The following is a 22,274-nucleotide window of genomic DNA, read 5'->3' as shown; positions in this document are numbered from 1 at the left end:
CCCGGAAGAATGCAATTATTCCGAAACTCTGGCCGTTGCCGCGTTGTCGGAGCAGGAGGGCTTGCAAGGCAAAGCGATAGCCGGAAAATCGCCAGGGATTGGCGCCATAGTTATTCGCAATCCGGGCGATAGTTTTAAATTCAATTTAGATTGCTTGCAATTTAATTTTAAGCGATATATTATTCAAGCCATGGACACCAGCAAACAGACGACTGCAAACCTTGCCCCGGAATCATTCGGGCCGGACAGCCTGCTGCTGGACAATCAGCTATGCTTTGCGCTGTATTCCGCATCGCTGACCATGACCAAGATATACAAGCCGCTGCTGCAGAAAATGGGCCTGACCTATCCGCAATACCTGGTGCTGCTGACCCTGTGGGAGCGTGACGAATTGACTGTGTCTGCCCTCGGCGAGCGCCTGTTCCTGGATTCCGGCACCCTGACACCTTTGCTCAAGCGCCTGGAAAGCAGCGGTTTTTTGCGCCGCCAGCGCTCGTCTCACGATGAACGCCAGGTGATCGTCAGCCTGACCGCGGCGGGCAAGAACCTGCGCCAGCAGGCGCTAGCGATACCGCCGCAGGTAAGCTGCAGCGCAGAATGTTCGCTGGATGAGCTGCAAGCGCTGACCCAGGAGTTGCGGCGCTTGCGCGCTGCGATGGCCGGCAATATCGCTTAAGAAGGATAGGGAGTGCGCTTTTGCATGGAATATAAGTTGTGAGCAATATGATTGTGTAATTAAGAATTTCCTTATACCTCGTTTCATTCTTGCGTCATCTTAATGTTGTACCTTTGATCCGGATCGTCAGTACGGCCGACTGCGCTGATCCAAAGGATTTTCCAACCGGCCAATAAAGGAAACCATCATGTCAGTCGAAAAAGTTCTGTACCGCGCTCAAGCCACCGCAACCGGAGGCCGTGACGGCCGCGCTGTGTCATCCGATAACGTGCTGGACGTCAAGTTGACCACGCCGAAAGAATTGGGCGGCGCCGGCGGTGTCGGCACCAATCCTGAACAATTGTTTGCAGCCGGTTATTCCGCCTGCTTCATCGGCGCCATGAAATTCGTCGCCTCGCAAGAAAAAATTTCCCTGCCTGCAGACGTGTCGATCACCGGCCTGGTAGGCATCGGCCAGATCCCAGGCGGCTTCGGCATCGAAGTCGAACTGCGCATTTCCCTGCCAGGCATGGACGCCGGCGCTGCGGAAGACCTGGTCAACAAGGCGCACAAAGTCTGCCCTTATTCCAATGCAACCCGCGGCAACATCGACGTTACCCTGACTTTGGTGTAATCAACCGGGCGAATCGCATCTGCATCCGCATCCGCCCAGCCTGGCTTGCCAGGCTTTTTTTTCGTCAGCCAAGCTTGAAAACGGCAGCGGTCTGCGCCAGCTGCGCTGCCTGGTCCTGCAGGCTTTGGGCGGCTGCCGCGGCCTGTTCGACCAGCGCGGCGTTCTGCTGGGTGATGTCGTCTATGTGACCCATGGCACGGTTGATCTCTTCGATGCCGCTGCTTTGCTCCCCGGTTGCGGCAGTAATCTCATGCATGATGTCCGCCACCCGCTTGACCGCGGCGACGATGCCCTGCATGGTCTGGCCGGCCGCATCCACCAGCTTGCCGCCGGCATCTACCTGTTCCACCGAGTCGCTGATCAAGCCTTTGATTTCCTTGGCGGCGGCAGCCGAACGCTGCGCCAGGCTGCGCACTTCCGCCGCCACCACCGCAAAGCCGCGTCCCTGTTCGCCGGCCCGCGCAGCTTCCACCGCGGCGTTCAGCGCCAGGATGTTGGTCTGGAAAGCGATGCCGTCGATCACGCCGATGATGTCGTGGATCTTGCGCGAGCTGTCCTTGATCGCATTCATCGTATCCACCACCTGGCCGACCGCCTGACCGCCGGCGACCGCCTGTCCCGATGCGCCGATCACCAGCTGGTTGGCATGCTGGGCGCTGTCGGCGTTTTGTTTTACTGCCGCCGTCAGCTGTTCCAGCGAACTGCTGGTCTGTTCCAGCGAGGCCGCTTGTGATTCGGTGCGCGCCGACAGGTTGGCGTTGCCCTCCGCGATTTCCTGCGAGGCGCGCGCCATTTCGCCGGTGCCTTGCCGCACATTGCCGATGACTCCGGCCAGTCCCTGGCTGATGCCATTGATGGCGCGTTCCAGCTGGCCGATTTCGTCGCCCCGGTCGCTTTCCAGGGTAGCGCTCAGGTCGCCCGCCGCCAGCTGCTGCGCTGCCTGCTTGACTCTTTCCAGCGGCTGGCTGATGGTGTTGCGGATCAGCCAGTACAGCGCCGCCACCATGACCAGCACCGCCGCCAGGCCGAACAAGGCATTGCGGTTGCGCAGCGTGGTGATTTCCTGCGTCAGCTCGGCGGCGTCCTCGTTGCCGACAATCTGCCAGTTCCAGTTCTTGTACAGCGCGAAGGCGGCGATTTTTTCCGGTCCCTTGGCAGCGCCTTCCGGCAAGGCATAACGCATGCTGCCTTCCTTGTGCTCAAGGATTTCCCTGATGAAGTCGCGGCCGTCGGCGTCCTTGAGCGCCAGCACATTCTTGCCTTCGTCGGCCGGCGCCACCAGCAGCTTGCCAAGGTCCTTGCCCTGGGCCGCATTGAGCACATAGAAATAACCGGACTCGCCCAGCTTGACCGAGCGGATGCGAGTCTTCAGCGTCTCGATGTCGCTGCTGATGTCGACCCCGACAAACAGCGCGCCGACGATGGCGCCGGCCTCGTCCTTGACCGGGTTATAGGCGGTCATGTATTCCTTGCCGAACAGGGTGGCGCGGCCGACATACGGCAAGCCGCCCTGCAGGCGCGCATAGCCGGGATGGCCGTGGTCAAGCACGGTGCCTATCGCGCGCTCGCCGTTTTCTTTCTTGAGCGAGGTCGAGATACGGATGAAGTCCTCGCCGTTCTTGATGAAGATCGTCGCTACCGCCCGGCTGGCCGAAGTGAAGCGGTCGGCGATGGAAAAATTCATGTTGATCACGTCATTGCCGTTTTTCAGCAGCGGCGTCGGCTTGCCGGCGACATCGACGGTCTTGCTGCCGTCGATAGAAAATTTTCCGGGGAAATAACTGGCCAGCAGCAGCGCGAAACGGTCGGCTTCGCTTTTATGGCTGGCGTCGAATGTATCGAGCATCTGGATCATGGTGCCGGTCCTGCCGGAAATGTCGCGCGCTCCGCGCTGCTCCAGCAATTGCGAAGTGGCGCTGGCGCTGGCCCAGCCGTAGACCAGGAAGATCAGGGCGGCCAGCAAAAAGGTAAACAAGCTGAGCTTGATGCCTACGTTGAGGCTGTTGAAGAATTTATTGTTCATTGACTATCCTTTTCTTGTTGGATGGGCCGGGCTGGCGAGTGGCGTCCTGCCGAATTCCTGGCAATCAAAGTCAATAACGACAACTTTCGCGAAAGTTGAAGGGCGCGCAAGCGCGGCCGGCTGCCTGGGGCCTCAAGAAACGATGCGGCTTGCCGTTAACAGGATCAGGAGACAGGATCAGGAGGGCGGCTAGCTGGCATCCGCCATTCCTGAGTTAAAGGCTCACGTGCAACTGAAATCCCATTCGAAAAGAAAATCATGACCTGGTTCTATAACTTGAAAATCGCAACCAAACTGCTGCTGTCGTTTGCGTTGATATTGATGCTGACACTGGTGCTGGGCGTGGCCTCGATCACGCAACTGGGGCAGGTCAACGCCACCACCAACGAAATCAACACCAACTGGCTGCCGAGCGTGCGGCTGCTGCTGACCATGAAGAGCAACCTGGCGCTGCTGCGCAATGTCGAAATGCAGCACGTCATGTCGAATGACGCGGCGGACATGGACAAGAGCGCCCAGTTCATCAGCGAGATCCGGGGCGGCCTGCAAAAGAGCATGAGCGAATATGCGCCCTTGGTGTCGGAACAGGAACGCGCTGTATACGACCAGCTCAAGGATAAAATCCCGCAGTACCTGGAGATGGACAAGAAAATCGTCGACATCTCGCGCGCCTTCAGGAAAGACGATGCGGCAAAGGAAATACGCGGCGATTCCCTGGCAGCCATCGTCGAGCTGGACAAGCAGGTTGAACGCCTGGTGAAAATCAATAGCGACGGCAGCGCCGCCTCGGCGAAAGAGGGCGAAGCCATCTATAACAAGGCCCGGGTCTGGATGATAGGGCTGATGATCGGGATGCTGCTGCTGGGTTTCGTCCTGGCGCTGTGGATTGCGCGAGTAGTGTCCCAGCCCCTGGGGTTTGCGGTAGACGTGGCGCGCCGCGTTGCCGGCGGCGATTTGACGGCGGACATAGAAGTCAGGTCCAGGGACGAGACCGGACAGCTGATGCAAGCGCTGAAAGACATGAACCAGAGCCTGCAGAAAATTGTCGGCGAGGTGCGCAGCGGCACCGATACCATCGCTACCGCCTCCAGCCAGATTGCGGCCGGCAACCAGAACCTGTCGCAGCGTACGGAAGAGCAAGCCAGTTCGCTGGAAGAAACCGCGGCGTCGATGGAGCAGCTGACCTCGACCGTCAAGCAGAATGCCGATAACGCCAGCCAGGCCAACCAGCTGGCGGTGTCCGCTTCGGAAGTGGCGCTGCATGGCGGCACGGTGGTGACCCAGGTGGTGAGCACCATGGGCGCGATCAATACCTCGTCGAAAAAGATTGTCGACATCATCGGCGTGATCGACGGCATCGCGTTCCAGACCAACATCCTGGCGCTGAACGCCGCGGTGGAAGCGGCCCGGGCCGGCGAACAGGGGCGCGGTTTTGCGGTAGTGGCGGCGGAAGTGCGCAGCCTGGCGCAGCGTTCGGCTGCCGCGGCCAAGGAAATCAAGGGACTGATCGACGACTCGGTTGAAAAAGTCGGGCTCGGCTCGCGCCTGGTCGACCAGGCCGGCACCACCATGGAAGAAATCGTGGCCAGCGTGCGCCGTGTGACCGACATCATGGGCGAAATCACTGCCGCCAGCCAGGAGCAGACCGCCGGCATCGAGCAGATCAACCAGGCCATCAGCCAGATGGACCAGGTGACCCAGCAGAACGCTGCTTTGGTGGAAGAAGCAGCGGCGGCGGCGGCCAGCCTGCAGGACCAGGCCGGCGTGCTGGCGGATGTGGTCGGCGCTTTCAAGCTGGAGCGCGTGCATGGCGCGGCGCAGGCAAACCGGATGATCGATATCACGCCGCATGCGCAGATGCTGCGCGGCGCCGCTGCCTAGCCTGGCGCGGCGCGGCGCCGCCATGCCCGGAGCAAGCGGCGTTTTAGGCTCTTGTTCGCGGCATCGGCGTGCGGCCGCCGTGTTTATATTGCAATACGGGCAGTTGCCGCAGCAGGCGGCGCTGCCAACCATGTTAAGGCGCACCGAATGACTATCAAACCGAGCACCAGGGCGGCGACGGCTTCAGCTCGGGATTTTTTGCTGACCGACGGCGATTTTTCCAGGGTCCGCGCGCTGATCCACCAGCGCGCCGGCATCGCGCTGGGCGAACAAAAGCGCGAGATGGTCTACAGCCGCCTGTCGCGCCGTCTGCGCGAACTCGGCATGAACGACTTTACTTCGTACCTGGCCTTGCTGGAAGGCGAAAAGGACAGCGCCGAGTGGCAAGCCTTCACCAATGCCTTGACCACCAACCTGACGGCGTTTTTCCGCGAGGCGCATCATTTTCCGCTGCTGGCGGAGCACGCAAAAAAATGCGCGGCGCCGGTGACTGTCTGGTGTTCGGCCGCGTCCACCGGCGAAGAGCCGTATTCGATCGCGATGACCCTGATCGAAGCGCTGGGCAGCCGCGCCGCCACGGCCAGCGTGATCGCTACCGACATCGACACCCAGGTGCTGGAAAAGGCCGCGGCCGGCGTCTACACCATGGAGCAGGTCAGCAAGCTGCCGCTGGAACGCCTCAAGCGCTTCTTCCTGAAAGGCAGCGGCGCCCGTGCCGGGCAGGTGCGGATACGGCCGGAAGTGGCGGCCATGGTCAAGTTCGGCCAGCTCAACCTGCTGGATACGCAATGGGGCTTGAAAGAACCGTTCGACGTCATCTTTTGCCGCAACGTGATGATCTATTTCGACAAGCCGACACAGAACAGGATCCTGCAGCGCTTCGCGCCCTTGATGAAACCGCAAGGCTTGCTGTTTGCCGGGCATTCGGAGAATTTTTCCTACGCCAGCCAGCCGTTCCGGCTGCGCGGCCAGACCGTCTATGAACTCGATTCCCGGCAAGCCAAGGGCGGCGCATGATTTCAGCGGCGGAAGAGTCGGTGGCGACCCATCATTATTTTGACCGCGAGTTCGACAGCGCGGCGGTCAAGCTGCTGCCCAACGAATACTACGTCACGCCCGACGACATGGTGCTCAGCACCGTGCTCGGTTCTTGCGTGGCGGCCTGCGTGCGCGACAGCACGGCAGGAGTCGGCGGCATGAATCACTTCATGCTGCCCGATGACGGCAACTCCGGCAACAGCGCGTCTGCCTCCATGCGCTACGGCGCTTACGCCATGGAGATGCTGCTCAACGAACTGCTCAAGGCGGGCGCGCGCCGCGAACGGCTGGAGGCCAAGGTGTTTGGCGGCGGCGCGGTGCTGGCGAACATGACGATGCTCAACATCGGCGACCGCAATGCCGATTTTGTATTGCGTTACCTGCAGATGGAACAGGTACGGGTGGCGGCGCAAGACTTGCGCGGCAACCTGCCGCGCCGGATCAGCTATTTCCCGAGGAGCGGCAAGGTCATGGTGCGCAGGCTGCACCGCATCAACGAAGCCGAACAGGTCCAGCGCGACGAACAGAAACTGGTGCAGACGCTGGCGCAGCAGCCGGTGCGCAGCAAGGTGGAATTATTCAATACGGCAGTCGGCAAGAAAGCCGTAAAACAAGGTGGAGGCAGCGCGTGAGCGATAAAAAAATCAAAGTATTGTGTGTGGACGATTCGGCGCTGATACGCAGCTTGATGACCGAAATCATCAATAGCCAGCCGGACATGACCGTGGTGGCGACGGCGCCCGATCCGCTGGTGGCGCGCGACCTGATCAAGCAGCTCAATCCCGACGTATTGACGCTGGATGTCGAAATGCCGCGCATGGATGGACTGGATTTCCTGGAAAAGCTGATGCGCCTGCGGCCGATGCCGGTGCTGATGGTGTCTTCGCTGACGGAGCGCGGTTCCGAAATCACGCTGCGCGCGCTGGAGCTGGGGGCGGTCGATTTCGTCACCAAGCCGCGCCTCGGCATACGCGAAGGCTTGCTGGAATATACCGACCTGATCGCCGACAAGATCCGCGCCGCCGCCCGCGCCCGCCTGCAATCGGCGCGCCGGCCCGCGGCCGATGCGGCGGCAGCGGGACAGGCGCCGCTGCTGCGCAGTCCTTTGCTGAGTACTGAAAAACTGATCATCATCGGCGCTTCCACCGGCGGCACCGAAGCGATCCGGGAAGTATTGCAGCCGCTGCCGCCGGATTGCCCGGGCATCATGATCGCGCAACACATGCCGCCCGGCTTTACCCGGTCGTTCGCGCAGCGCCTGGACGGCTTGTGCCGCATCACCGTCAAGGAAGCGGAGCACGGCGAGCGGGTATTGCCGGGCCATGCTTATATCGCGCCCGGCGGTTTCCATCTGTCGCTGGCGCGCAGCGGCGCCAACTATGTCGCCCACCTGGACCAGGAAGATCCGGTCAACCGCCATCGGCCTTCGATCGACGTGCTGTTCGATTCGGTCGCCCAGCATGCCGGCAAGAACGCCATCGGCGTGATCCTGACCGGCATGGGACGGGACGGCGCGGCCGGTTTGCTGCGCTTGCGCCAGGCTGGCGCTTACACCCTGGCGCAAGACGAAGCCAGCTGCGTGGTGTTCGGCATGCCGCGCGAAGCGATCGCCATGGGGGCGGCCAACGAGGTAGCCGGCATAGCGGAAATGAGCGCACGCCTGATGGCGCGCCTGATGTCGTACGGCGAACGCTCGAACCGGGTGTAAAAAACGGTGTGAACAATATCCGCCCTGTGTTTTTTTACATTTGTGACGTTATACAGGCATGGCGTCAGGAATGCGGGCATGCGTGCCAGGTCCTATTTTTAGTGTGGAGTAATCATGGTTGATAAAAGTATCAAAATTCTGGTGGTGGACGATTTTCCTACCATGCGGCGGATTGTAAGGAACCTGTTGAAAGAACTCGATTTCGTCAATGTCGACGAAGCCGAGGACGGCGCGGCAGGACTGGCTAAGCTAAAGGACGGCAATTTCGGGTTTGTCGTGTCCGACTGGAACATGCCGAACATGGATGGCTTGACCATGCTGCAATCGATACGCGCCGATCCGGCCCTGTCCAGGCTGCCGGTGCTGATGGTGACGGCCGAAGCCAAGAAGGAAAACATCATCGCCGCCGCCCAGGCCGGCGCCAACGGCTATGTGGTCAAGCCTTTTACCGCGGCCACGCTGGAGGAAAAGATCACCAAGATATTCGAGAAAATTGCGAAAGAGAGTGCTTGATATGAGCCTGCACGCCTTACAGATGCCGGCCGCCGGCGACTCCGCCGAGCAGCTGGTCAACCGCATCGGCCACCTGACGCGCCTGCTGCGCGAAAGCATGCGCGAACTCGGCCTGGACCAGGAAATCGCCAAGGCGGCGCAGGCGATCCCGGATGCCCGCGATCGCCTGAACTACGTGGCGGCGATGACAGAGCGCGCCGCCGAACGGGCCTTGAACGCGATCGACGTCGCCCAGCCGATCCAGGAAAAACTCAGCAAGCAAGCCAAGACGCTCAGCCAGCGCTGGGATGAATGGTTTGTCAGCCCGGTCGAGCTGGACGATGCCCGGGTGCTGGTGCTGGATACCCGCAATTACCTGAAAGACGTGCCGCAGCAGGCTTCGGCCATCAATGCGCAGCTGATGGAAATCATGATGGCGCAGGACTTCCAGGACCTGACCGGCCAGGTCATCAAGAAAATGATGGAAGTCGTGCAGGAAATGGAAAAACAGCTGCTGCAGGTGCTGATCGACAACACGCCGCTGGAAAAACGCAGTGAAGGCAACGGCCTGTTGAACGGTCCGCAAATGAACGCGGATGAAAATCCCGATGCGGTATCCGACCAGGAGCAGGTCGACGACCTGCTGTCGAGCCTGGGCTTCTGACCCGGATCATGGCGAATCCGCATCACGCCTGAAACAAAAGCGGCCAGGGCGGCGGTGAACACGCCCCGGCCGCAGCGATTGCCTGAGCAGCACCGCTATCCCCGCCTTGTTTGCCCGATTGCATCTGCGCCCTTGCATCAATAATCGATATTGATAGGGCGCTGTTCGTCCCTTCTGGTTCGGAGCATGCATGGCGGAAGAAAGCGATCTCGAAAAGACGGAACCCGGTTCTCCCCGGCGCCTGGAAAAGGCGCGCGAAGAAGGCCAGGTTGCCCGTTCGCGCGAGCTGAGCACGTTTGTCATGCTGAGCACCGGCATAGGCGGCTTGTGGCTGACGGCCGTGCCGATGGCGGAGCATATCGGCCATGCCTTGCGGCAGGGCATGCAATTCAAGCGCGCCGCCGGCTTCGATACCTCCTATATGCTGACCCAGGCCGCTGCTGCCGGGCAGGAAGCGCTGCAGGCTTTGCTGCCGTTGCTGGCCATGCTGGCGCTGGCGGCCCTGGCGGCGCCGCTGATGCTGGGCGGCTGGCTGTTTGCGCCGGATGCGCTGGCGCCCAAATTCTCCAAGCTCAATCCAATGGCCGGTATTGCTCGCATCTTTTCCAGCCAGTCGCTGGCGGAACTGTTCAAGGCATGCACCAAATCGGTACTGGTGGGCGGCATCGCCTACTGGGTCATGTCGCGCAATCTGGACACGCTGCTGGGCTTGCTGAGCGAACCGGTGCACGGCGCATTGGCGCATACGGTACGGCTGGTGGCCAATTGCTGCGGCCTGATCATTGCTTCGCTGCTGCTGGTGGCAGCCATCGACGTGCCCTACCAGCTGTGGAGTTATTACCGCAAGCTGCGCATGACGCGCGAAGAGCTGAAGCAGGAACACAAGGAAAGCGAAGGCGATCCGCACGTCAAGGGGCAGATCCGGCGCCAGCAGCAACAGATGGCGCGGCGGCGCATGATGGCCGAGGTGGCGACCGCCGACGTGGTGGTCACCAACCCGACCCACTTTGCGGTCGCGCTCAAATACAGCGACAAGGAAATGCGCGCGCCCCGGGTGGTTGCCAAGGGCACCGACCTGGTAGCGCTGCGCATCCGCGCCATCGGCGCCGAACACAAGATTCCCATGCTGGAAGCACCGCCCCTGACCCGGGCGCTGTATCGCCATACCAACCTGGGCGAAGAAATCCCGGCGGCGCTGTACACCGCGGTGGCTGAAGTGCTGGCCTGGGTTTACCAGCTGCAGCGCTGGCGCAGCGAGGGCGGCATCGCGCCACGCACACCGGCCGACCTGCCGGTTCCCGATTCACTCGACACTTTAGGAAGCCCGGCATGAAGCCAGCAGGCCCAGCTTTTTCATTCAGTTCCTTGCCCCGCCTGGGGGCCGCCATATTGGCCGGCAACAGCGTCAAGGGCATGGCCGGTCCGGTGCTGATCGTCATGATCCTGGGCATGATGATCCTGCCCCTGCCGCCGTTCCTGCTCGACTTGCTGTTCACCTTCAATATCGCGCTGTCGGTGATGGTGCTGCTGGTCAGCATGTACACCATGAAAGCGCTGGATTTCGCCGCCTTTCCGGCGGTGTTGCTGTTTTCGACCTTGCTGCGCCTGTCGCTCAACGTCGCTTCCACCCGTGTGGTGCTGCTGGAGGGCCATACCGGGCCGGACGCCGCCGGCAAGGTGATCGAAGCCTTCGGCCATTTCCTGGTGGGCGGCAATTTCGCCGTCGGCATCGTGGTGTTCGTGATCCTGGTGGTGATCAACTTCATGGTCATCACCAAGGGCGCGGGGCGGATTGCTGAAGTCGGCGCGCGCTTCACGCTGGATGCGATGCCTGGCAAGCAGATGGCGATCGACGCCGACCTCAACGCCGGCCTGATCGGTGAGGACGTAGCGCGCAAGCGCCGCGCCGAGGTCGCGCAGGAAGCGGATTTCTACGGCTCCATGGACGGCGCCAGCAAGTTCGTGCGCGGCGATGCGGTGGCCGGCTTGCTGATCATGGTGATCAATGTGGTCGGCGGCCTGATCGTCGGCGTCGCCCAGCATGGCCTGGATATTTCGGTGGCGGCCAAGAACTACACCTTGCTGACCATCGGCGACGGCCTGGTGGCGCAGATTCCGGCGCTGGTGATTTCTACCGCCGCCGGCGTCATCGTCTCGCGCGTGACGACCGATGAAGATGTTGGCCAGCAGCTGATGGGGCAGCTGTTCTCCAATCCGCAGGTGCTGTTCCTGACCGCCGGCATCATCGGCCTGATGGGGCTGGTGCCGGGCATGCCGCATGTGGCGTTCCTGATCATTGCCGGCGGCCTGGTATATCTCGGCCGGCGCCTGCTGCAGAAAAACGCGGCGGTGGAATATGCCGCCAAGGCGCCGCCGCCGTCCGCGGCAGCTGCCGAGCCGGCGGACGCCAGCTGGGACGACGTGGCGCTGGTCGATCCGCTCGGACTGGAAGTCGGCTACCGCCTGATTTCCCTGGTCGACCGCAGCCAGAACGGCGAACTGCTGGGCCGCATCAAGAGCATCCGCAAGAAGTTCGCGCAGGACATCGGCTTCCTGGTGCCGGTAGTGCACATCCGCGACAACCTGGAACTCAAGCCGAATTCCTATGTGATCACGCTCAAAGGCGTCGAGATCGCCAATGGCGAAGCCTGGCCTGGCCAATGGATGGCGATCAATCCGGGGCAGGTCAGCGCCACCTTGCCCGGCGTGCAGACGGCCGATCCGGCGTTCGGCCTGCCGGCGGTCTGGATCGAAAGCCACATGCGGGAACAGGCGCAGATCTACGGTTACACCGTGGTCGACGCCAGCACCGTGATCGCCACCCACCTGAACCACCTGATCCATGCCCATTCGGCGGAACTGCTGGGACGGCAGGAAGTGCAGCAGCTGCTGGACCGGGTCGCCAAGGACGCGCCGAAACTGATCGAAGACCTGGTGCCCAAGCTGCTGTCGCTGACGACGCTGCAGAAAATATTGCAAAACCTGCTGGACGAAAGCGTATCGATACGCGACATGCGCACCATCCTCGACGTCCTGCTGGAGCACGGAGGCACGGTCAGCGACGCCACCGAACTGACATCGCTGGTGCGGCTGGCGCTGGGCCGGGCGATCACCCAGCAGCTGTTCCCCGGCAACGGCGAACTGCAGGTGATCGGCCTCGACGGCTCGCTCGACCGCGTCCTGCTGCAGGCATTGAGCAACGGCAGCGGGCTCGAGCCGGGGCTGGCCGACAGCCTGCTGGCGCAGACCCAGGCCGCGATCGCGCGCCAGGAACAGTTCGGCCTGTCGCCGGTGCTGGTGGTGCAGCATCCGCTGCGGGTCTTGCTGGCGCGCTTCCTGCGCCGCAGCCTGCCGCAGCTCAAGGTGCTGTCGCACGCTGAAATTCCTGATACCCGCACCATCAAAGTAACCGCCACTATCGGAGGCAAGGCTTGAACATGCACACTGACAGCGTCACCATCGTCGCCCCGTCCAGCCGCGAAGCGCTGCGCCTGGTGCGCGAACAGCTGGGGCCGGACGCCATCATCGTTTCCAGCCGGGCGACCGCCGCCGGCGCCGAAATCGTCGCCATGCTGGAAACCGCGGGCGATGCGCGGCCGGCGCCGGCACCAACCCTGGCTCCTGTGGTTGCCGTACCGGCGACGGTGGCAGCACCAGTGGTCATACAGCCAGCTACAAGCGCCGCCGCGCCATCCGGCACGGACAGCAACGGTAGCGTTATCAGCGAAATCCATTCGATGCGCGGCATGATCGAGGAGCAGCTGGCCGGCCTGGTGTGGAACGACAAGCAGCGCCGCGACCCGGTGCGCGGCCATCTGCTGCGCACCTTGCTGGGCGCCGGCTTCAGCGCCAGCCTGGCGAAAGCGATGCTGGACCACCTGCCGACCGGCCAGAATTTTGCCTCCGGCATGGCATGGGTCAAGGCCGAACTGGCGCGCAACCTGCCGTTGATGGAAAACGAAGATGCGCTGATGGATGGCGGCGGCGTCTATGCCTTGATGGGCCCGACCGGGGTCGGCAAGACCACCACCACCGCCAAGCTGGCGGCGCGCTGCGTGATGCGCTTCGGCGCCGACAAGCTGGCGCTGCTGACTACCGACAGCTACCGCATCGGCGCATTCGAGCAGTTGCGCATCTACGGCAAGATCCTGGGGGTATCGGTGCATGCGGTGAAAGACGCCGCCGACCTGCGGCTGGTGCTGGAGGATTTGCGCGACAAGCACATGGTCCTGATCGATACGGTCGGCAAGAGCCAGCGCGACCGCAGCGTCTCCGAGCAGGTCGCCATGCTGTGCGGCGCCGGCCGCCCGGTCAAGCGCTTGCTGCTGCTGAACGCCGCCAGCCACGGCGACACCCTGAATGAGGTGGTGCATGCCTACAAGGACAGCGCCGGCGGCAACCAGCTGGCGGGCTGCATCTTCACCAAGACCGACGAAGCCACCCATCCCGGCGCATTGCTGGACACCGTGATCCGCCACCGGCTGCCGGTGCACTACGTTTCTTGCGGCCAGAAAGTGCCGGAAAACCTGATGCTGGCCGAGCGTTCGCAACTGGTCGACAGCGTGTTCCAGAGCGCCAGCCGCAGCGCCTTGTTTGTCCCGGGCGAAGCTGACCTGGGCGAGCTGCCGGCAGCATTGAACAACGACGCCGAACTGGCGGCCGCGTCTGCCGCTACCGAACGCTTGCGCGGCCAATGCCGGCAACTGATCCGGGTGCTGGCGCAGGACGCCGAAGAGCTGGCGGCCAACGCCGCTGCGCTGGCCGGCGGCGGGATCGGCTTCGAGACCAGCAGCCGGTTATGGCGCGACCTGGCGGACGACAGCACCGGCAGCCAGGCGGTGGTTCACAAGCTGCTGGCGCATGCGAAAACGGAAATCGGCGTTGCTTGCAACAGCCATGTGCTGGCAATCAGCGGCAAGACCGAGCTGGCCGCCAGCCGCAGCGGCGACGCCTATGCCTTGCAATCCAGCGTGCTGCTGTCGGATCGCGACGGCATGCCGCTGGCGGCGCCGCATCAATTGCTGTCCACCGTGTTTGCCGCCGCGGCAAACGGCGCTGTAGCCACGCCGGCGCTGCGCCAGCTGGCGTGGGTGCATGGCCAGGATTTCGGCAAGCCGGTGGTGCACCTGCTCGACAAAATGCCGGCGCCAGGCTTGATCGAATCCTGGCAGGCTGAAGGCATGTCATGGCTGGCCCGTGCGCGCGGCACTACTTGCGTGCTGGATGGCGCAGGCAGGACATCGTTGGCGAAGCTGGCGGCGCGGCTGGTGTTCGATGCACCCCAGGCGATGCTCTACAAGGGCAAGCCGGCGCAACAGATGCTGGCGGAGACGACAGTCGCCTTGCCCGGCGATAAACGGCACGATGCGGGCGCATTCAATTTGCGTTGCGTGGCCGTGCGCATCGTCGATCCGCACAGCGGAAAATTGCTGGCCGGCTGGTACCTGCTGGCCAATCTTGCGCCATCGGCGACGGCGTCGCAGCTTGCCGCGTGGGCCTGCTGGAAACAAGCCGCCGATCCTTACTACAAGCTGCTCAAGAAAGCGGTCCAGCAGCTCGATGCCTGCACCGAGCCGGGTGACAGCCGGATGCAAAAGCGCCTGCTGGTCGCTGCACAAGTCAGCACCACCGTCTGGCGCCTGGCGCACAACCGCGACAGCTGGGCCGGCGCCGCTCGCACGCTGCTGGCGCAGCTGGCCGGTCATCGGATCCGTGCCGGCGCGGCCAGCGCCACTTCCGCGGCAGCGCTGTTTGAAGGCTTCGGCAAGCTGATCGCCCTGCTGGATGCGCTGGCGCTGGATGCCGATAGCGTTCCCGGCCTGGCGCCGGCGCCGGGCACTGCGGCGCTGCCCGGATGAGGGGACGTCTGTGAGCAAAGTAGTCAGCGATCAGGCCGATGGTTTGCGCAACCTGATGGCGCAGCATTCGGGCACGCAGGCGGCGCGCGTCATCGCGCTGGTCGGCAGCAGTCCAAGGATAGGCGTCACCAGCGTCGCCTTGAACCTGGCCGCGGCCCTGGTGCAGCAAGGAAAAGAAGTGCTGCTGCTGGACGAGCAGAGCGGCGCACGGTCGGCAACGGCGATGTGGGCCGGCGCCGCGGCGTGCAGCTGGTCCGATGTCGCCGGCGGCCTGCCGCTGTCAACCGCGGCGTCGCGCCTGGCGTGCGGCGCGCTGCTGCTGGCGGTGCGCCAGGGCGATGCCCCTGCCGTGGCTGAGGTGCGCAATCTGTTCCAGGGGCAGGTGATCCTGGTCGACGCCGGCCTGGACCGCGACGGCGCCTTGTCGCCGCTGGCGGCGCAGGCCGACGATGTGGTGGTGCTGCTGCGGCCGCAGGCGGCTTCCATCACGGCTGCCTACGCCTGCATCAAGCAGCTGCATTACGCGCATGCCCTGCAGCGCCTGCGGATCATGCTCAACCTGGCGGCCGGCATGCCGGAGGCGCAGCGCGTGCTGGGCAACCTGGCCGGCGCCGGCAGCCGTTACCTGGGGCTGGCGCTGGAGCCTGCCGGCTGCGTCGCGGAAGACCCGCAGCTGGTGCGCGCGCTGGGACTCAAGTTGAGCGTGGTGGAAGCATTCCAGACCAGCGCCGCGGCAATCGATTTCCGCCGCATCGCTGGCCAGCTGCTGCAATGGCCGCGCCCTGTTGTTAACCGAAATCTGGACACTGTGTGAGTAAAGCAGGAAGAGGAATCCATCATGTATACGGCTCAGGGAAAAATCGATAAATCCGACACACTGGCGCAATACGCGCCGCTGGTGCGGCGCCTGGCTTTGCAGCTGATCGCGAAATTGCCGGCCAGCGTGGAGCTGGACGACATGATCCAGGCCGGCATGTTGGGTTTGCTGGACGCCGCCAACCGCTACCAGGATGACCAGGGCGCGCAGTTCGAAACCTACGCCAGCCAGCGTATCCGCGGCGCGATGCTGGACGAGCTGCGCGCCAACGACTGGCTGTCGCGCGGCTTGCGGCAGTCGTCGCGCAAGGTCGACGCTGCGGTGCAGGCGCTGGAGCAGAAGCTGGCGCGTCCGCCCAGCGAGCGTGAAATCGCGGTGTCGATGCAGCTGTCGCTGGAAGACTACCAGCATCTGCTGCAGGAAATCCACGGTTCGCAGCTGGTGTACTACGAAGACTGCGAAGGCGGCAGCAATGAAAATTCGTTTCTCGACCGCCAGCACGACAGCAGCGATCGCAGCGGCGTCGCCGATCCGTTGCAGCGTCTGCTGGACAGCGGCATGCGCCATATGCTGGTGGAGGCGATCGCCCTGATGCCGGAACGCGAACGGCTGCTGCTCAGCCTGTATTACGAGCAGGAAATGAACCTGCGTGAAATCGGCGCCATCCTGGAAGTCAGCCAGTCGCGCGTCTGCCAGCTGCATAGCCAGGCCATCAGCCGCCTGCGGGTGCGCTTGAATGAAACCAGCCGGAGCGAGGTAGCGTGAGATGAGCGACCTGGCCGGCTTCGGGTCCGGGCTGAGGCGGCTGTTGTTTTGCGGCGCGGCCGGCTGGCTGGCGCCTGCGGCTGTTTTTGCCGGAGAACCGCCGGTGGCTGCAATCAGTCTGAGTACCTATATGGGACGCGCTGAGAATCCGCCGGCCGGGCCCGGCGCTGTCCGGCTTGACAGCGGCGCTGCCGCGGGCGGAAAGGGCAGGGTGGCGGGTTCCTGGAGCGCTTCGGTTTCCACGCCCGCGCTGTTCTACCGCGGGGTGGCTTATCAGTCGGTTCAGGTAGCTCCGGTCGGCAGCGGCGTCTCTTCAGGCTCCAGGACCCGCCGGGTCGGCTGGCGCTACAGTTTCCTGACGGCGCCGCCGGCCGGCATCCATGCCTATCTGTGCAACTACGCCAGGTGCGCCGCTCTCAGCGGCGCCAGCGGCAGCACCGCCGCCTTTGACGGCGACAACGGCTGGTCGAATTTCGTGTTTGCTTTTGTGATCGACGGGCGCGGAGCCCTGGCCCCGGCATTGCAGGGGGCGGCCAGCCAGGTGATGGTCAGCTACGAGTAAATCGGGCTATGGGGGTCGGCGGCGTTCAGCTCGACGCCAGGCTATGGCCGTTGCCGAGCCCGACCTGGTGCTTGCCGTCGGCGCCATACAGCGATTGACCGTGGGCGCGCAGGAAATTGATCGAGCGCCGTACAAAATCCAGGTGGGTGTGGATCATGATGCCGTTGCGATGGTTGTAGTCGCGGGCCTGGGCTGCAAGCGCCAGCAATTCTTGCCAGGCTTGCTGCAGGTTGCCGCCGCCGGCCGCCGCCGCGGCGTCGCCGCCGGTTCGTCCCGCGTCGAAACCGGCTGCCCGTTGCCGCTGTTCCCGTTCCTGCTCAAGCGCAGTGATGCGTTCCGCCAGCTGGGCCTTGCGTTCGGTGATCAGCGGCAGCACATCGAAACGGCTCTTGATCAGCGCCTCCGCTTCCTGGTCCAGTAGATCGAGAAAGGCGTCCATGACGGCGCGCTCCTGCTGCAGGTGCTTGAAGAGCGCGCTGCTCATGACGGTTTCTTGCCCAGCAGGTCGCGTACCGTATCGAGCAAGCCGTCGGCGATTTTTTCGGGATTGATCTGATAGCGGCCTTCGCTGATGGCTTGGCGTATCTCGGCGACCCGGGCGGCGTCGAAATCGCCGGCGCCGGGTTGCAGCAACTGGGTTTGCAGCTGGCGCACTTGCGCCGACAGTGAATTCAGGGCGGCTGGCATAGGCGGGCTGGCGCTGTTGGCGGTGCCGGCGGCAGCGGCGTCGGCGGATGCGGCGCGCGCCGCGTTATCCTTGCTGGACGCCGCGTTGGCTGGGCTTGACACGCTATTGAGCGGCTTTGTAGGTTGATCGATTTTCAAGATGTTTCCTCTAAGGGATCTGTTCGTTATAACGGCAGCTTGCGCGGAATGTTTAGGGTTCCGGCTAAAAATGCCTGGATTGCTGTAAAAACAAGAGTCAATTCGGCAATTCTACCGAGCCATCGGCACGGGCGATGCCGCTCAGCATCTGCCCTGCCTGCGTCTTCACCTGTATTGCCACGCCGGCGGCGGCATTGGTCATCGCCCGTCCTTCGGTGCTGACGACGAAACCCGAGCCTTGCGACTGGACTTTCACGCTTTGCCCCTGTTGTATCACGGTGGCGCCGCGCAGCAGTTCCAGCCGCAGCGGCGCGCCCAGGGCAATCCGGTTCGAGGCTACCATGCCGGCGGCTTGCTGCGGATTGGTGACCACGCCGCGCGGCAGGGCGCTGAGGTCGCCCTGGCGCAGCTGGATATCGGCGGGGCCGACGGTGTCGCCGGCATTGATGGGACGGCTGGCTACATAGTAGTTCGCCACCACCGCCACATAGGCGGGCACATAGCGCGTCCACGCCGGCGTGGTGGAACCGTCGCCGTTGCAGCGCAGGCCGACCGAGACCCGTCCCCAGACCCGGGCGCCGGCGGGCAGGAACGCTTCCAGCGCATCGCAGGCGGGCAGGGCGCCTGACATCGGCGTCTCGACGCGGATGCTGACCTTGCCAGGCAAGCCGCCGGCCTGGGCCAGCAGGAACTGCTCGATCACCGGCCTGGCGCTGCCGCTCAGTTCCGCTGTCCTGGCGGATGCGGCCCGGCTGCCGACGCCTGGTCCCGCCGCCGCAAGGATCAGGCAGGTAATCGCAAGCCGGCGGCGCCGGGAGAATGGTGCATGCATATCGAATCTTCCCTCAATCGGAATTCATGGCGACGGAATGTCCGCCATCAGATTCTAGACAACCGCGCGTCGTCGCCAAGCGCCGAACTGGGCGCGGTTTGGCGTGCTGTTTGGGGTATTGGATTGCGATGCCCTGCCTATAATGGTTTGCGGAAACCTGTCGCGCCGGTTCAAAAAATTCTGCCGGAAGGCGATCTGAAAATCAAGGACATGCAATGGCGAACGTGAGCGAATTCGATGAAGAAGTCCCGGCCACCCTGGCGGATTTCCTGCGGCAGATGCGTTTGAAGCAAACCGGCGAGAACGGCAAGAGGCTGTCGCTGACAGCGATGCATCGGCGCTGCGGCTTGTCGGTGCCGGTGCTGAGCAAGCTCGAAACCGGCAGGGTCACCGATCCCAGCGGATCGACCATCAAGCGCGTGCTGGACGGTTACCGGCTGAGCTTCGAGGATGTCGCAAAATATTTTCCCGGTCCCAAATGAGGCCGGCATGGCGTATCTTGAATTGAGGCCGAATCAGCCGCCTGTTCCGTTGATTGCCGCCGGCGGCCGCTACCTATAATCGCTTTCATCAAAAGGTCTGTTGAGGGTAGGTACAAGATGGTAGACAAACTGGATGCAGCACTGCGCTTTCAGCAGGAAGCACTGAACTTGAGGGCGCGCCGGCAAGAGGTGCTGTCGTCGAATATCGCACACGCCGATACGCCCAATTACAAGGCGCGCGATTTCGATTTTAGCAGCAGCCTGACGCAAGCGATGGCGCAAGGCCGGCAGGCGCAGCCGGTGTCGATGGCGACCACTTCCGCGCGCCACATCCAGGGCGAGGCCATGGCCGCCGGCGAACCGGATTTGCTGTACCGGGTGCCGACCCAGTCCAGCATCGACGGCAATACCGTGGAGATGGATGTCGAGCGCGTCAATTTCACCGACAACGCGGTCCACTATGAATCCGGCCTGACCGTCATCGGCGCCCAGATCAAGTCGCTGCTGTCGGCGGTGCAGCAATGAATTTCCAGTTTTAGCCAGCGAGGATCAAGCCATGCCGTCCAATGTATCCATGAATATTTTCGACGTTGCCGGTTCCGCCATGAGCGCGCAATCGCAACGCATGAACGTCACCGCCAGCAACCTGGCCAATGCCGACAGCGTGTCCGGGCCCGATGGCCAGCCCTATCGCGCCAAGCAGGTGGTGTTTGCGGTGGCGGCAGGAGACCAGCAGGATCCGGCCAGCGCCGTCGGCGGCGTGCAGGTGGCGGGCGTGGTGGAAGACCAGTCGCCGCTGCGCATGGTGTACGACCCCAAGCATCCGCTGGCCAACGCCAGCGGCTACGTCACCATGCCGAACGTCAATGTGGTGGAAGAAATGGTCAACATGATTTCCGCTTCGCGCTCTTACCAGGCCAATGTCGAGGTGCTCAATACCGCCAAGAACATGATGCTGAAGACGCTGACCATCGGCCAGTAGCAAAGCACCGATTGCAGTTCCGATTTGAACGATTAATCCGCGGCCGCCTCGGCGGCGGCGCTTCAGGAGAAGACCATCATGGCAGTATCGGGAGTTTCAACCGACAACAGTGCAGCAGGAGCGCTGGCAGGAGCCGTGTCCAGCAGTTCCGACCAAGAGCAGCGCTTCCTTAAATTGCTGGTCACCCAGCTGAATAACCAGGACCCGCTGAATCCGCTGAACAATGCGGAGCTGACTTCGCAGCTGGCGCAGATGAGCACCGTCAGCGGCATCGAAAACCTGAACAGCACGCTCAATTCGCTGGTGGCGCAAACCGGCTCCAGCCAGACCTTGCAGGCCGCCTCGCTGATCGGCCATACGGTGCTGACGCCAGGCAGCAGCGTCGCGCTCAAGGATAGCGCCGCTACTTCCTTCGGGCTGGACATGCAAGGCGCGGCCGATACGGTCAAGGTCACGATCACCGACGCCGCCGGCAATACCGTGCGCACGATCGATGTCGGCGCGCTGCCGCAAGGCACCAAGACCTTGTCGTGGGACGGCAAGAACGACACCGGTACCGCGATGGGCGATGGCGCCTACAAAATCAGCGTGGCTGCTGCCGTCGGCGGCAGCGCAGTCGCGGCGAACACGCTGACGTACTCGCAGGTTGCCAGCGTGGCGCAGACGGCCAGCGGCGTGACGTTGAACCTGGGTGCGGCCGGCACGGCGGCATTGAGCGACGTTAAGCAGTTTCTATAAATCCGGCTTTTTTCATTATTTTTCCGCAACCCGGAAGCTGAAAAAAATGCTGCAAATTGATTTCAAAAGGAGTGGACCATGGGGTTTCAACAAGGCGTAAGCGGATTGAATGCAAGTTCCAGCAATCTCGATGTGATCGGCAATAATGTCGCCAACTCGGGCACCGTGGGCTTCAAGGCTGGCAGTGTCCTGTTTGCCGATGTATATGCGGGTTCGCGGGTCGGCCTCGGCACCCAGGTAGCCGGCGTTTCGCAAAATTTCACCCAGGGCGCGGTGCAGACCAGCACCCGCGCGCTGGACGTGGCGATCACCAACGGCGACGGTTTTTTCCGCCTGGCCAGCCCATCCGGCGAAGTATCCTATTCGCGCAACGGCCAGTTCACTATCGACAAGGATAACTACATCGTCAATTCCGGCGGCCTGCGCGTGACCGGCTATCAGGTCGGCGCCAATGGCAGCATCGCCGGCGGCACACCGGCAGCCTTGCAGTTGCCGGCTGCGGCGATGACGCCGAACGCCACCACCAAGATCAATGCGCAATACAACATCGATTCGCGCAGCACGGTGCCCGTCACGGCGCCGTTCAATGCGACCGATTCCACCAGTTTCAATTACCAGAACGCGGTGACCGGCTACGATTCGCTGGGCAATCCGCATGAAATCACGAATTTCTTCGTGAAGACCGCGGCGAACGCCTGGGATGTCTACCAGACCGTCGACGGCGGCGCCAGCAGCAATATCGGCTCGTTGACCTTCGATACGGCCGGCAAGATGCTGACGCCTGCCGCCGGCACCCTGGCTCCTGCCGCAGTGCCGCTGGCAAACGGCGCGGCGCCGATGAACTTCACGATCAACCTGACCGGCACTACGCAGTTCGGCAACGACAATGCGGTCGCCAAGCAGACCCAGGACGGTTATACCTCCGGCAGCCTGACTGCGTTCGCCATCAATCCGGACGGCACCGTAACCGGCAAGTACTCGAACGAACAGACCAAGACCCTGGGCCAGATCGTCCTCACTTCCTTTGCCAATCCGGACGGCCTGCAATCGAAGGGCGGCAATGTCTGGGCTGAAACCGCTGCGTCAGGCCAGCCGCTGGTCGGGACGGCGGGCGCCGGCACCAAGGTTGGTTCCTTGACTTCGGGCGCGCTGGAATCGTCCAACGTCGACCTCACCGCCGAACTGGTCAACATGATCATTGCGCAGCGTACCTACCAGGCCAACGCGCAAACCGTGAAGACCCAGGACCAGGTCATGCAGACCCTGGTGAGCATGCGCTGATGATGGATTTTTTCGTCATTAGCGCGGCGGCGGGAAC

The 22,274-nt window shown here is 62.9% G+C and carries 24 protein-coding genes; 20 read left to right on the top strand and 4 right to left on the bottom strand.

What is annotated here, in order from left to right; translation table 11 throughout:
• Positions 1 to 190 precede the first annotated feature (190 nt).
• Together BM062_RS16870 and BM062_RS16865 are read left to right on the top strand one after the other, a co-directional pair.
• Positions 191 to 676, top strand: coding sequence for a MarR family winged helix-turn-helix transcriptional regulator (locus tag BM062_RS16870; RefSeq protein ID WP_092399026.1), 486 nt, complete (start codon positions 191 to 193; stop codon positions 674 to 676).
• Between the two features lie 187 nt (positions 677 to 863).
• A complete protein-coding gene (locus BM062_RS16865) occupies positions 864 to 1,289 on the top strand; it encodes an organic hydroperoxide resistance protein (RefSeq protein ID WP_092398918.1) in 426 nt (141 codons plus the stop codon).
• A gap of 64 nt (positions 1,290 to 1,353) precedes the next feature.
• Here the strand turns inward: BM062_RS16865 and BM062_RS16860 are convergent, their stop codons facing one another.
• Positions 1,354 to 3,312: a methyl-accepting chemotaxis protein gene (locus BM062_RS16860; RefSeq protein WP_092398916.1), complete on the bottom strand. Its 1,959-nt coding sequence runs from the start codon at positions 3,310 to 3,312 to the stop codon at positions 1,354 to 1,356.
• Between the two features lie 258 nt (positions 3,313 to 3,570).
• Here BM062_RS16860 and BM062_RS16855 point away from each other — a divergent pair, with 258 nt between their 5' ends.
• From BM062_RS16855 to BM062_RS16800, 12 genes are all read left to right on the top strand, one after another.
• A complete protein-coding gene (locus BM062_RS16855) occupies positions 3,571 to 5,193 on the top strand; it encodes a methyl-accepting chemotaxis protein (RefSeq protein ID WP_092398914.1) in 1,623 nt (540 codons plus the stop codon).
• A gap of 147 nt (positions 5,194 to 5,340) precedes the next feature.
• Positions 5,341 to 6,210: a CheR family methyltransferase gene (locus BM062_RS16850; RefSeq protein ID WP_092398912.1), complete on the top strand. Its 870-nt coding sequence runs from the start codon at positions 5,341 to 5,343 to the stop codon at positions 6,208 to 6,210.
• Positions 6,207 to 6,863 (top strand): chemoreceptor glutamine deamidase CheD, encoded by a 657-nt coding sequence (gene cheD, locus BM062_RS16845; protein ID WP_092398910.1) that lies wholly within the window; start codon positions 6,207 to 6,209, stop codon positions 6,861 to 6,863. The genes BM062_RS16850 and cheD overlap by 4 nt, the downstream gene beginning before the upstream one ends.
• Entirely contained in the window at positions 6,860 to 7,939 is a 1,080-nt protein-coding gene (locus BM062_RS16840; RefSeq protein ID WP_092398908.1) for a protein-glutamate methylesterase/protein-glutamine glutaminase, read from the top strand. Before cheD ends, BM062_RS16840 begins: the two co-directional genes overlap by 4 nt.
• A gap of 114 nt (positions 7,940 to 8,053) precedes the next feature.
• Positions 8,054 to 8,452 (top strand): chemotaxis response regulator CheY, encoded by a 399-nt coding sequence (cheY, locus tag BM062_RS16835; RefSeq protein ID WP_092398906.1) that lies wholly within the window; start codon positions 8,054 to 8,056, stop codon positions 8,450 to 8,452.
• Between the two features lies 1 nt (position 8,453).
• The gene (gene cheZ, locus BM062_RS16830) at positions 8,454 to 9,095 is read left to right on the top strand and encodes a protein phosphatase CheZ (protein WP_092398904.1); all 642 of its coding nucleotides are present in this window, start codon (positions 8,454 to 8,456) and stop codon (positions 9,093 to 9,095) included.
• 190 nt (positions 9,096 to 9,285) lie between these two features.
• Positions 9,286 to 10,428, top strand: coding sequence for a flagellar biosynthesis protein FlhB (flhB, locus tag BM062_RS16825; protein ID WP_092398902.1), 1,143 nt, complete (start codon positions 9,286 to 9,288; stop codon positions 10,426 to 10,428).
• Positions 10,425 to 12,530 carry a flagellar biosynthesis protein FlhA gene (gene flhA, locus BM062_RS16820; RefSeq protein ID WP_254785118.1) on the top strand — a complete coding sequence of 702 codons (2,106 nt, stop codon included), beginning with the start codon at positions 10,425 to 10,427 and terminating at the stop codon, positions 12,528 to 12,530. Before flhB ends, flhA begins: the two co-directional genes overlap by 4 nt.
• Before the next feature lie 2 nt (positions 12,531 to 12,532).
• Positions 12,533 to 14,953 carry a flagellar biosynthesis protein FlhF gene (flhF, locus tag BM062_RS16815; protein WP_092398900.1) on the top strand — a complete coding sequence of 807 codons (2,421 nt, stop codon included), beginning with the start codon at positions 12,533 to 12,535 and terminating at the stop codon, positions 14,951 to 14,953.
• 10 nt (positions 14,954 to 14,963) lie between these two features.
• On the top strand, positions 14,964 to 15,767 hold the full coding sequence (locus tag BM062_RS16810) for a P-loop NTPase family protein (RefSeq protein ID WP_092398898.1): 804 nt from the start codon (positions 14,964 to 14,966) through the stop codon (positions 15,765 to 15,767).
• 24 nt (positions 15,768 to 15,791) lie between these two features.
• A complete protein-coding gene (locus BM062_RS16805; RefSeq protein ID WP_092398896.1) occupies positions 15,792 to 16,535 on the top strand; it encodes an RNA polymerase sigma factor FliA in 744 nt (247 codons plus the stop codon).
• A 1-nt stretch (position 16,536) separates the two neighbouring features.
• On the top strand, positions 16,537 to 17,097 hold the full coding sequence (locus tag BM062_RS16800) for a flagellar protein FlhE (protein ID WP_092398894.1): 561 nt from the start codon (positions 16,537 to 16,539) through the stop codon (positions 17,095 to 17,097).
• Between the two features lie 25 nt (positions 17,098 to 17,122).
• On the opposite strand, the gene BM062_RS16795 is transcribed toward BM062_RS16800, so the two are convergent.
• From BM062_RS16795 to flgA, 3 genes are all read right to left on the bottom strand, one after another.
• Positions 17,123 to 17,581 carry a flagella synthesis protein FlgN gene (locus BM062_RS16795; RefSeq protein ID WP_092398892.1) on the bottom strand — a complete coding sequence of 153 codons (459 nt, stop codon included), beginning with the start codon at positions 17,579 to 17,581 and terminating at the stop codon, positions 17,123 to 17,125.
• Positions 17,578 to 17,922, bottom strand: coding sequence for a flagellar biosynthesis anti-sigma factor FlgM (gene flgM, locus BM062_RS16790; protein WP_254785117.1), 345 nt, complete (start codon positions 17,920 to 17,922; stop codon positions 17,578 to 17,580). Before flgM ends, BM062_RS16795 begins: the two co-directional genes overlap by 4 nt.
• Positions 17,923 to 18,019: 97 nt before the next feature.
• Positions 18,020 to 18,754, bottom strand: a complete 735-nt coding sequence (gene flgA, locus BM062_RS16785) for a flagellar basal body P-ring formation chaperone FlgA (RefSeq protein WP_092398890.1) — start codon at positions 18,752 to 18,754, stop codon at positions 18,020 to 18,022.
• Between flgA and BM062_RS25180 the strand changes: the two genes are divergently transcribed.
• The 6 genes from BM062_RS25180 (at position 18,749) to flgE (ending at position 22,237) form a co-directional block, all read left to right on the top strand.
• The gene (locus BM062_RS25180) at positions 18,749 to 18,982 is read left to right on the top strand and encodes a hypothetical protein (RefSeq protein ID WP_139220080.1); all 234 of its coding nucleotides are present in this window, start codon (positions 18,749 to 18,751) and stop codon (positions 18,980 to 18,982) included. The genes flgA and BM062_RS25180 overlap by 6 nt on opposite strands.
• Positions 18,970 to 19,236 carry a helix-turn-helix domain-containing protein gene (locus BM062_RS16780; RefSeq protein ID WP_061539106.1) on the top strand — a complete coding sequence of 89 codons (267 nt, stop codon included), beginning with the start codon at positions 18,970 to 18,972 and terminating at the stop codon, positions 19,234 to 19,236. Before BM062_RS25180 ends, BM062_RS16780 begins: the two co-directional genes overlap by 13 nt.
• Positions 19,237 to 19,353: 117 nt before the next feature.
• Complete coding sequence (gene flgB, locus BM062_RS16775) at positions 19,354 to 19,761, top strand: flagellar basal body rod protein FlgB (RefSeq protein ID WP_092398888.1); 408 nt, start codon at positions 19,354 to 19,356, stop codon at positions 19,759 to 19,761.
• A 31-nt stretch (positions 19,762 to 19,792) separates the two neighbouring features.
• Positions 19,793 to 20,218, top strand: a complete 426-nt coding sequence (flgC, locus tag BM062_RS16770; protein WP_092398886.1) for a flagellar basal body rod protein FlgC — start codon at positions 19,793 to 19,795, stop codon at positions 20,216 to 20,218.
• Positions 20,219 to 20,296: 78 nt separating this feature from the next.
• Positions 20,297 to 20,956 (top strand): flagellar hook assembly protein FlgD, encoded by a 660-nt coding sequence (locus BM062_RS16765; RefSeq protein WP_092398884.1) that lies wholly within the window; start codon positions 20,297 to 20,299, stop codon positions 20,954 to 20,956.
• A 78-nt stretch (positions 20,957 to 21,034) separates the two neighbouring features.
• Positions 21,035 to 22,237, top strand: a complete 1,203-nt coding sequence (flgE, locus tag BM062_RS16760; RefSeq protein WP_092398882.1) for a flagellar hook protein FlgE — start codon at positions 21,035 to 21,037, stop codon at positions 22,235 to 22,237.
• Positions 22,238 to 22,274 lie beyond the last annotated feature (37 nt).

It is taken from the genome of Collimonas sp. OK412 (assembly GCF_900112135.1).
Classification (GTDB): domain Bacteria; phylum Pseudomonadota; class Gammaproteobacteria; order Burkholderiales; family Burkholderiaceae_D; genus Collimonas; species Collimonas rhizosphaerae.
Note: the sequence above shows the minus strand (reverse complement) of the source record. Positions and strands in the feature narration are given on the sequence as shown.

Bases quoted from the DNA above. Each gene is read 5' to 3' on its own strand.
- BM062_RS16870 (WP_092399026.1), top strand. From the start codon at position 191: ATGGACACCAGCAAACAGACGACTGCAAACCTTGCCCCGGAATCATTC.
- BM062_RS16865 (WP_092398918.1), top strand. From the start codon at position 864: ATGTCAGTCGAAAAAGTTCTGTACCGCGCTCAAGCCACCGCAACCGGA.
- BM062_RS16860 (WP_092398916.1), bottom strand. From the start codon at position 3,312: ATGAACAATAAATTCTTCAACAGCCTCAACGTAGGCATCAAGCTCAGC.
- BM062_RS16855 (WP_092398914.1), top strand. From the start codon at position 3,571: ATGACCTGGTTCTATAACTTGAAAATCGCAACCAAACTGCTGCTGTCG.
- BM062_RS16850 (WP_092398912.1), top strand. From the start codon at position 5,341: ATGACTATCAAACCGAGCACCAGGGCGGCGACGGCTTCAGCTCGGGAT.
- cheD (WP_092398910.1), top strand. From the start codon at position 6,207: ATGATTTCAGCGGCGGAAGAGTCGGTGGCGACCCATCATTATTTTGAC.
- cheY (WP_092398906.1), top strand. From the start codon at position 8,054: ATGGTTGATAAAAGTATCAAAATTCTGGTGGTGGACGATTTTCCTACC.
- cheZ (WP_092398904.1), top strand. From the start codon at position 8,454: ATGAGCCTGCACGCCTTACAGATGCCGGCCGCCGGCGACTCCGCCGAG.
- flhB (WP_092398902.1), top strand. From the start codon at position 9,286: ATGGCGGAAGAAAGCGATCTCGAAAAGACGGAACCCGGTTCTCCCCGG.
- flhA (WP_254785118.1), top strand. From the start codon at position 10,425: ATGAAGCCAGCAGGCCCAGCTTTTTCATTCAGTTCCTTGCCCCGCCTG.
- flhF (WP_092398900.1), top strand. From the start codon at position 12,533: ATGCACACTGACAGCGTCACCATCGTCGCCCCGTCCAGCCGCGAAGCG.
- BM062_RS16805 (WP_092398896.1), top strand. From the start codon at position 15,792: ATGTATACGGCTCAGGGAAAAATCGATAAATCCGACACACTGGCGCAA.
- BM062_RS16800 (WP_092398894.1), top strand. From the start codon at position 16,537: ATGAGCGACCTGGCCGGCTTCGGGTCCGGGCTGAGGCGGCTGTTGTTT.
- BM062_RS16795 (WP_092398892.1), bottom strand. From the start codon at position 17,581: ATGAGCAGCGCGCTCTTCAAGCACCTGCAGCAGGAGCGCGCCGTCATG.
- BM062_RS25180 (WP_139220080.1), top strand. From the start codon at position 18,749: ATGCATATCGAATCTTCCCTCAATCGGAATTCATGGCGACGGAATGTC.
- flgA (WP_092398890.1), bottom strand. From the start codon at position 18,754: ATGCATGCACCATTCTCCCGGCGCCGCCGGCTTGCGATTACCTGCCTG.
- BM062_RS16780 (WP_061539106.1), top strand. From the start codon at position 18,970: ATGGCGAACGTGAGCGAATTCGATGAAGAAGTCCCGGCCACCCTGGCG.
- flgB (WP_092398888.1), top strand. From the start codon at position 19,354: ATGGTAGACAAACTGGATGCAGCACTGCGCTTTCAGCAGGAAGCACTG.
- flgC (WP_092398886.1), top strand. From the start codon at position 19,793: ATGCCGTCCAATGTATCCATGAATATTTTCGACGTTGCCGGTTCCGCC.
- BM062_RS16765 (WP_092398884.1), top strand. From the start codon at position 20,297: ATGGCAGTATCGGGAGTTTCAACCGACAACAGTGCAGCAGGAGCGCTG.
- flgE (WP_092398882.1), top strand. From the start codon at position 21,035: ATGGGGTTTCAACAAGGCGTAAGCGGATTGAATGCAAGTTCCAGCAAT.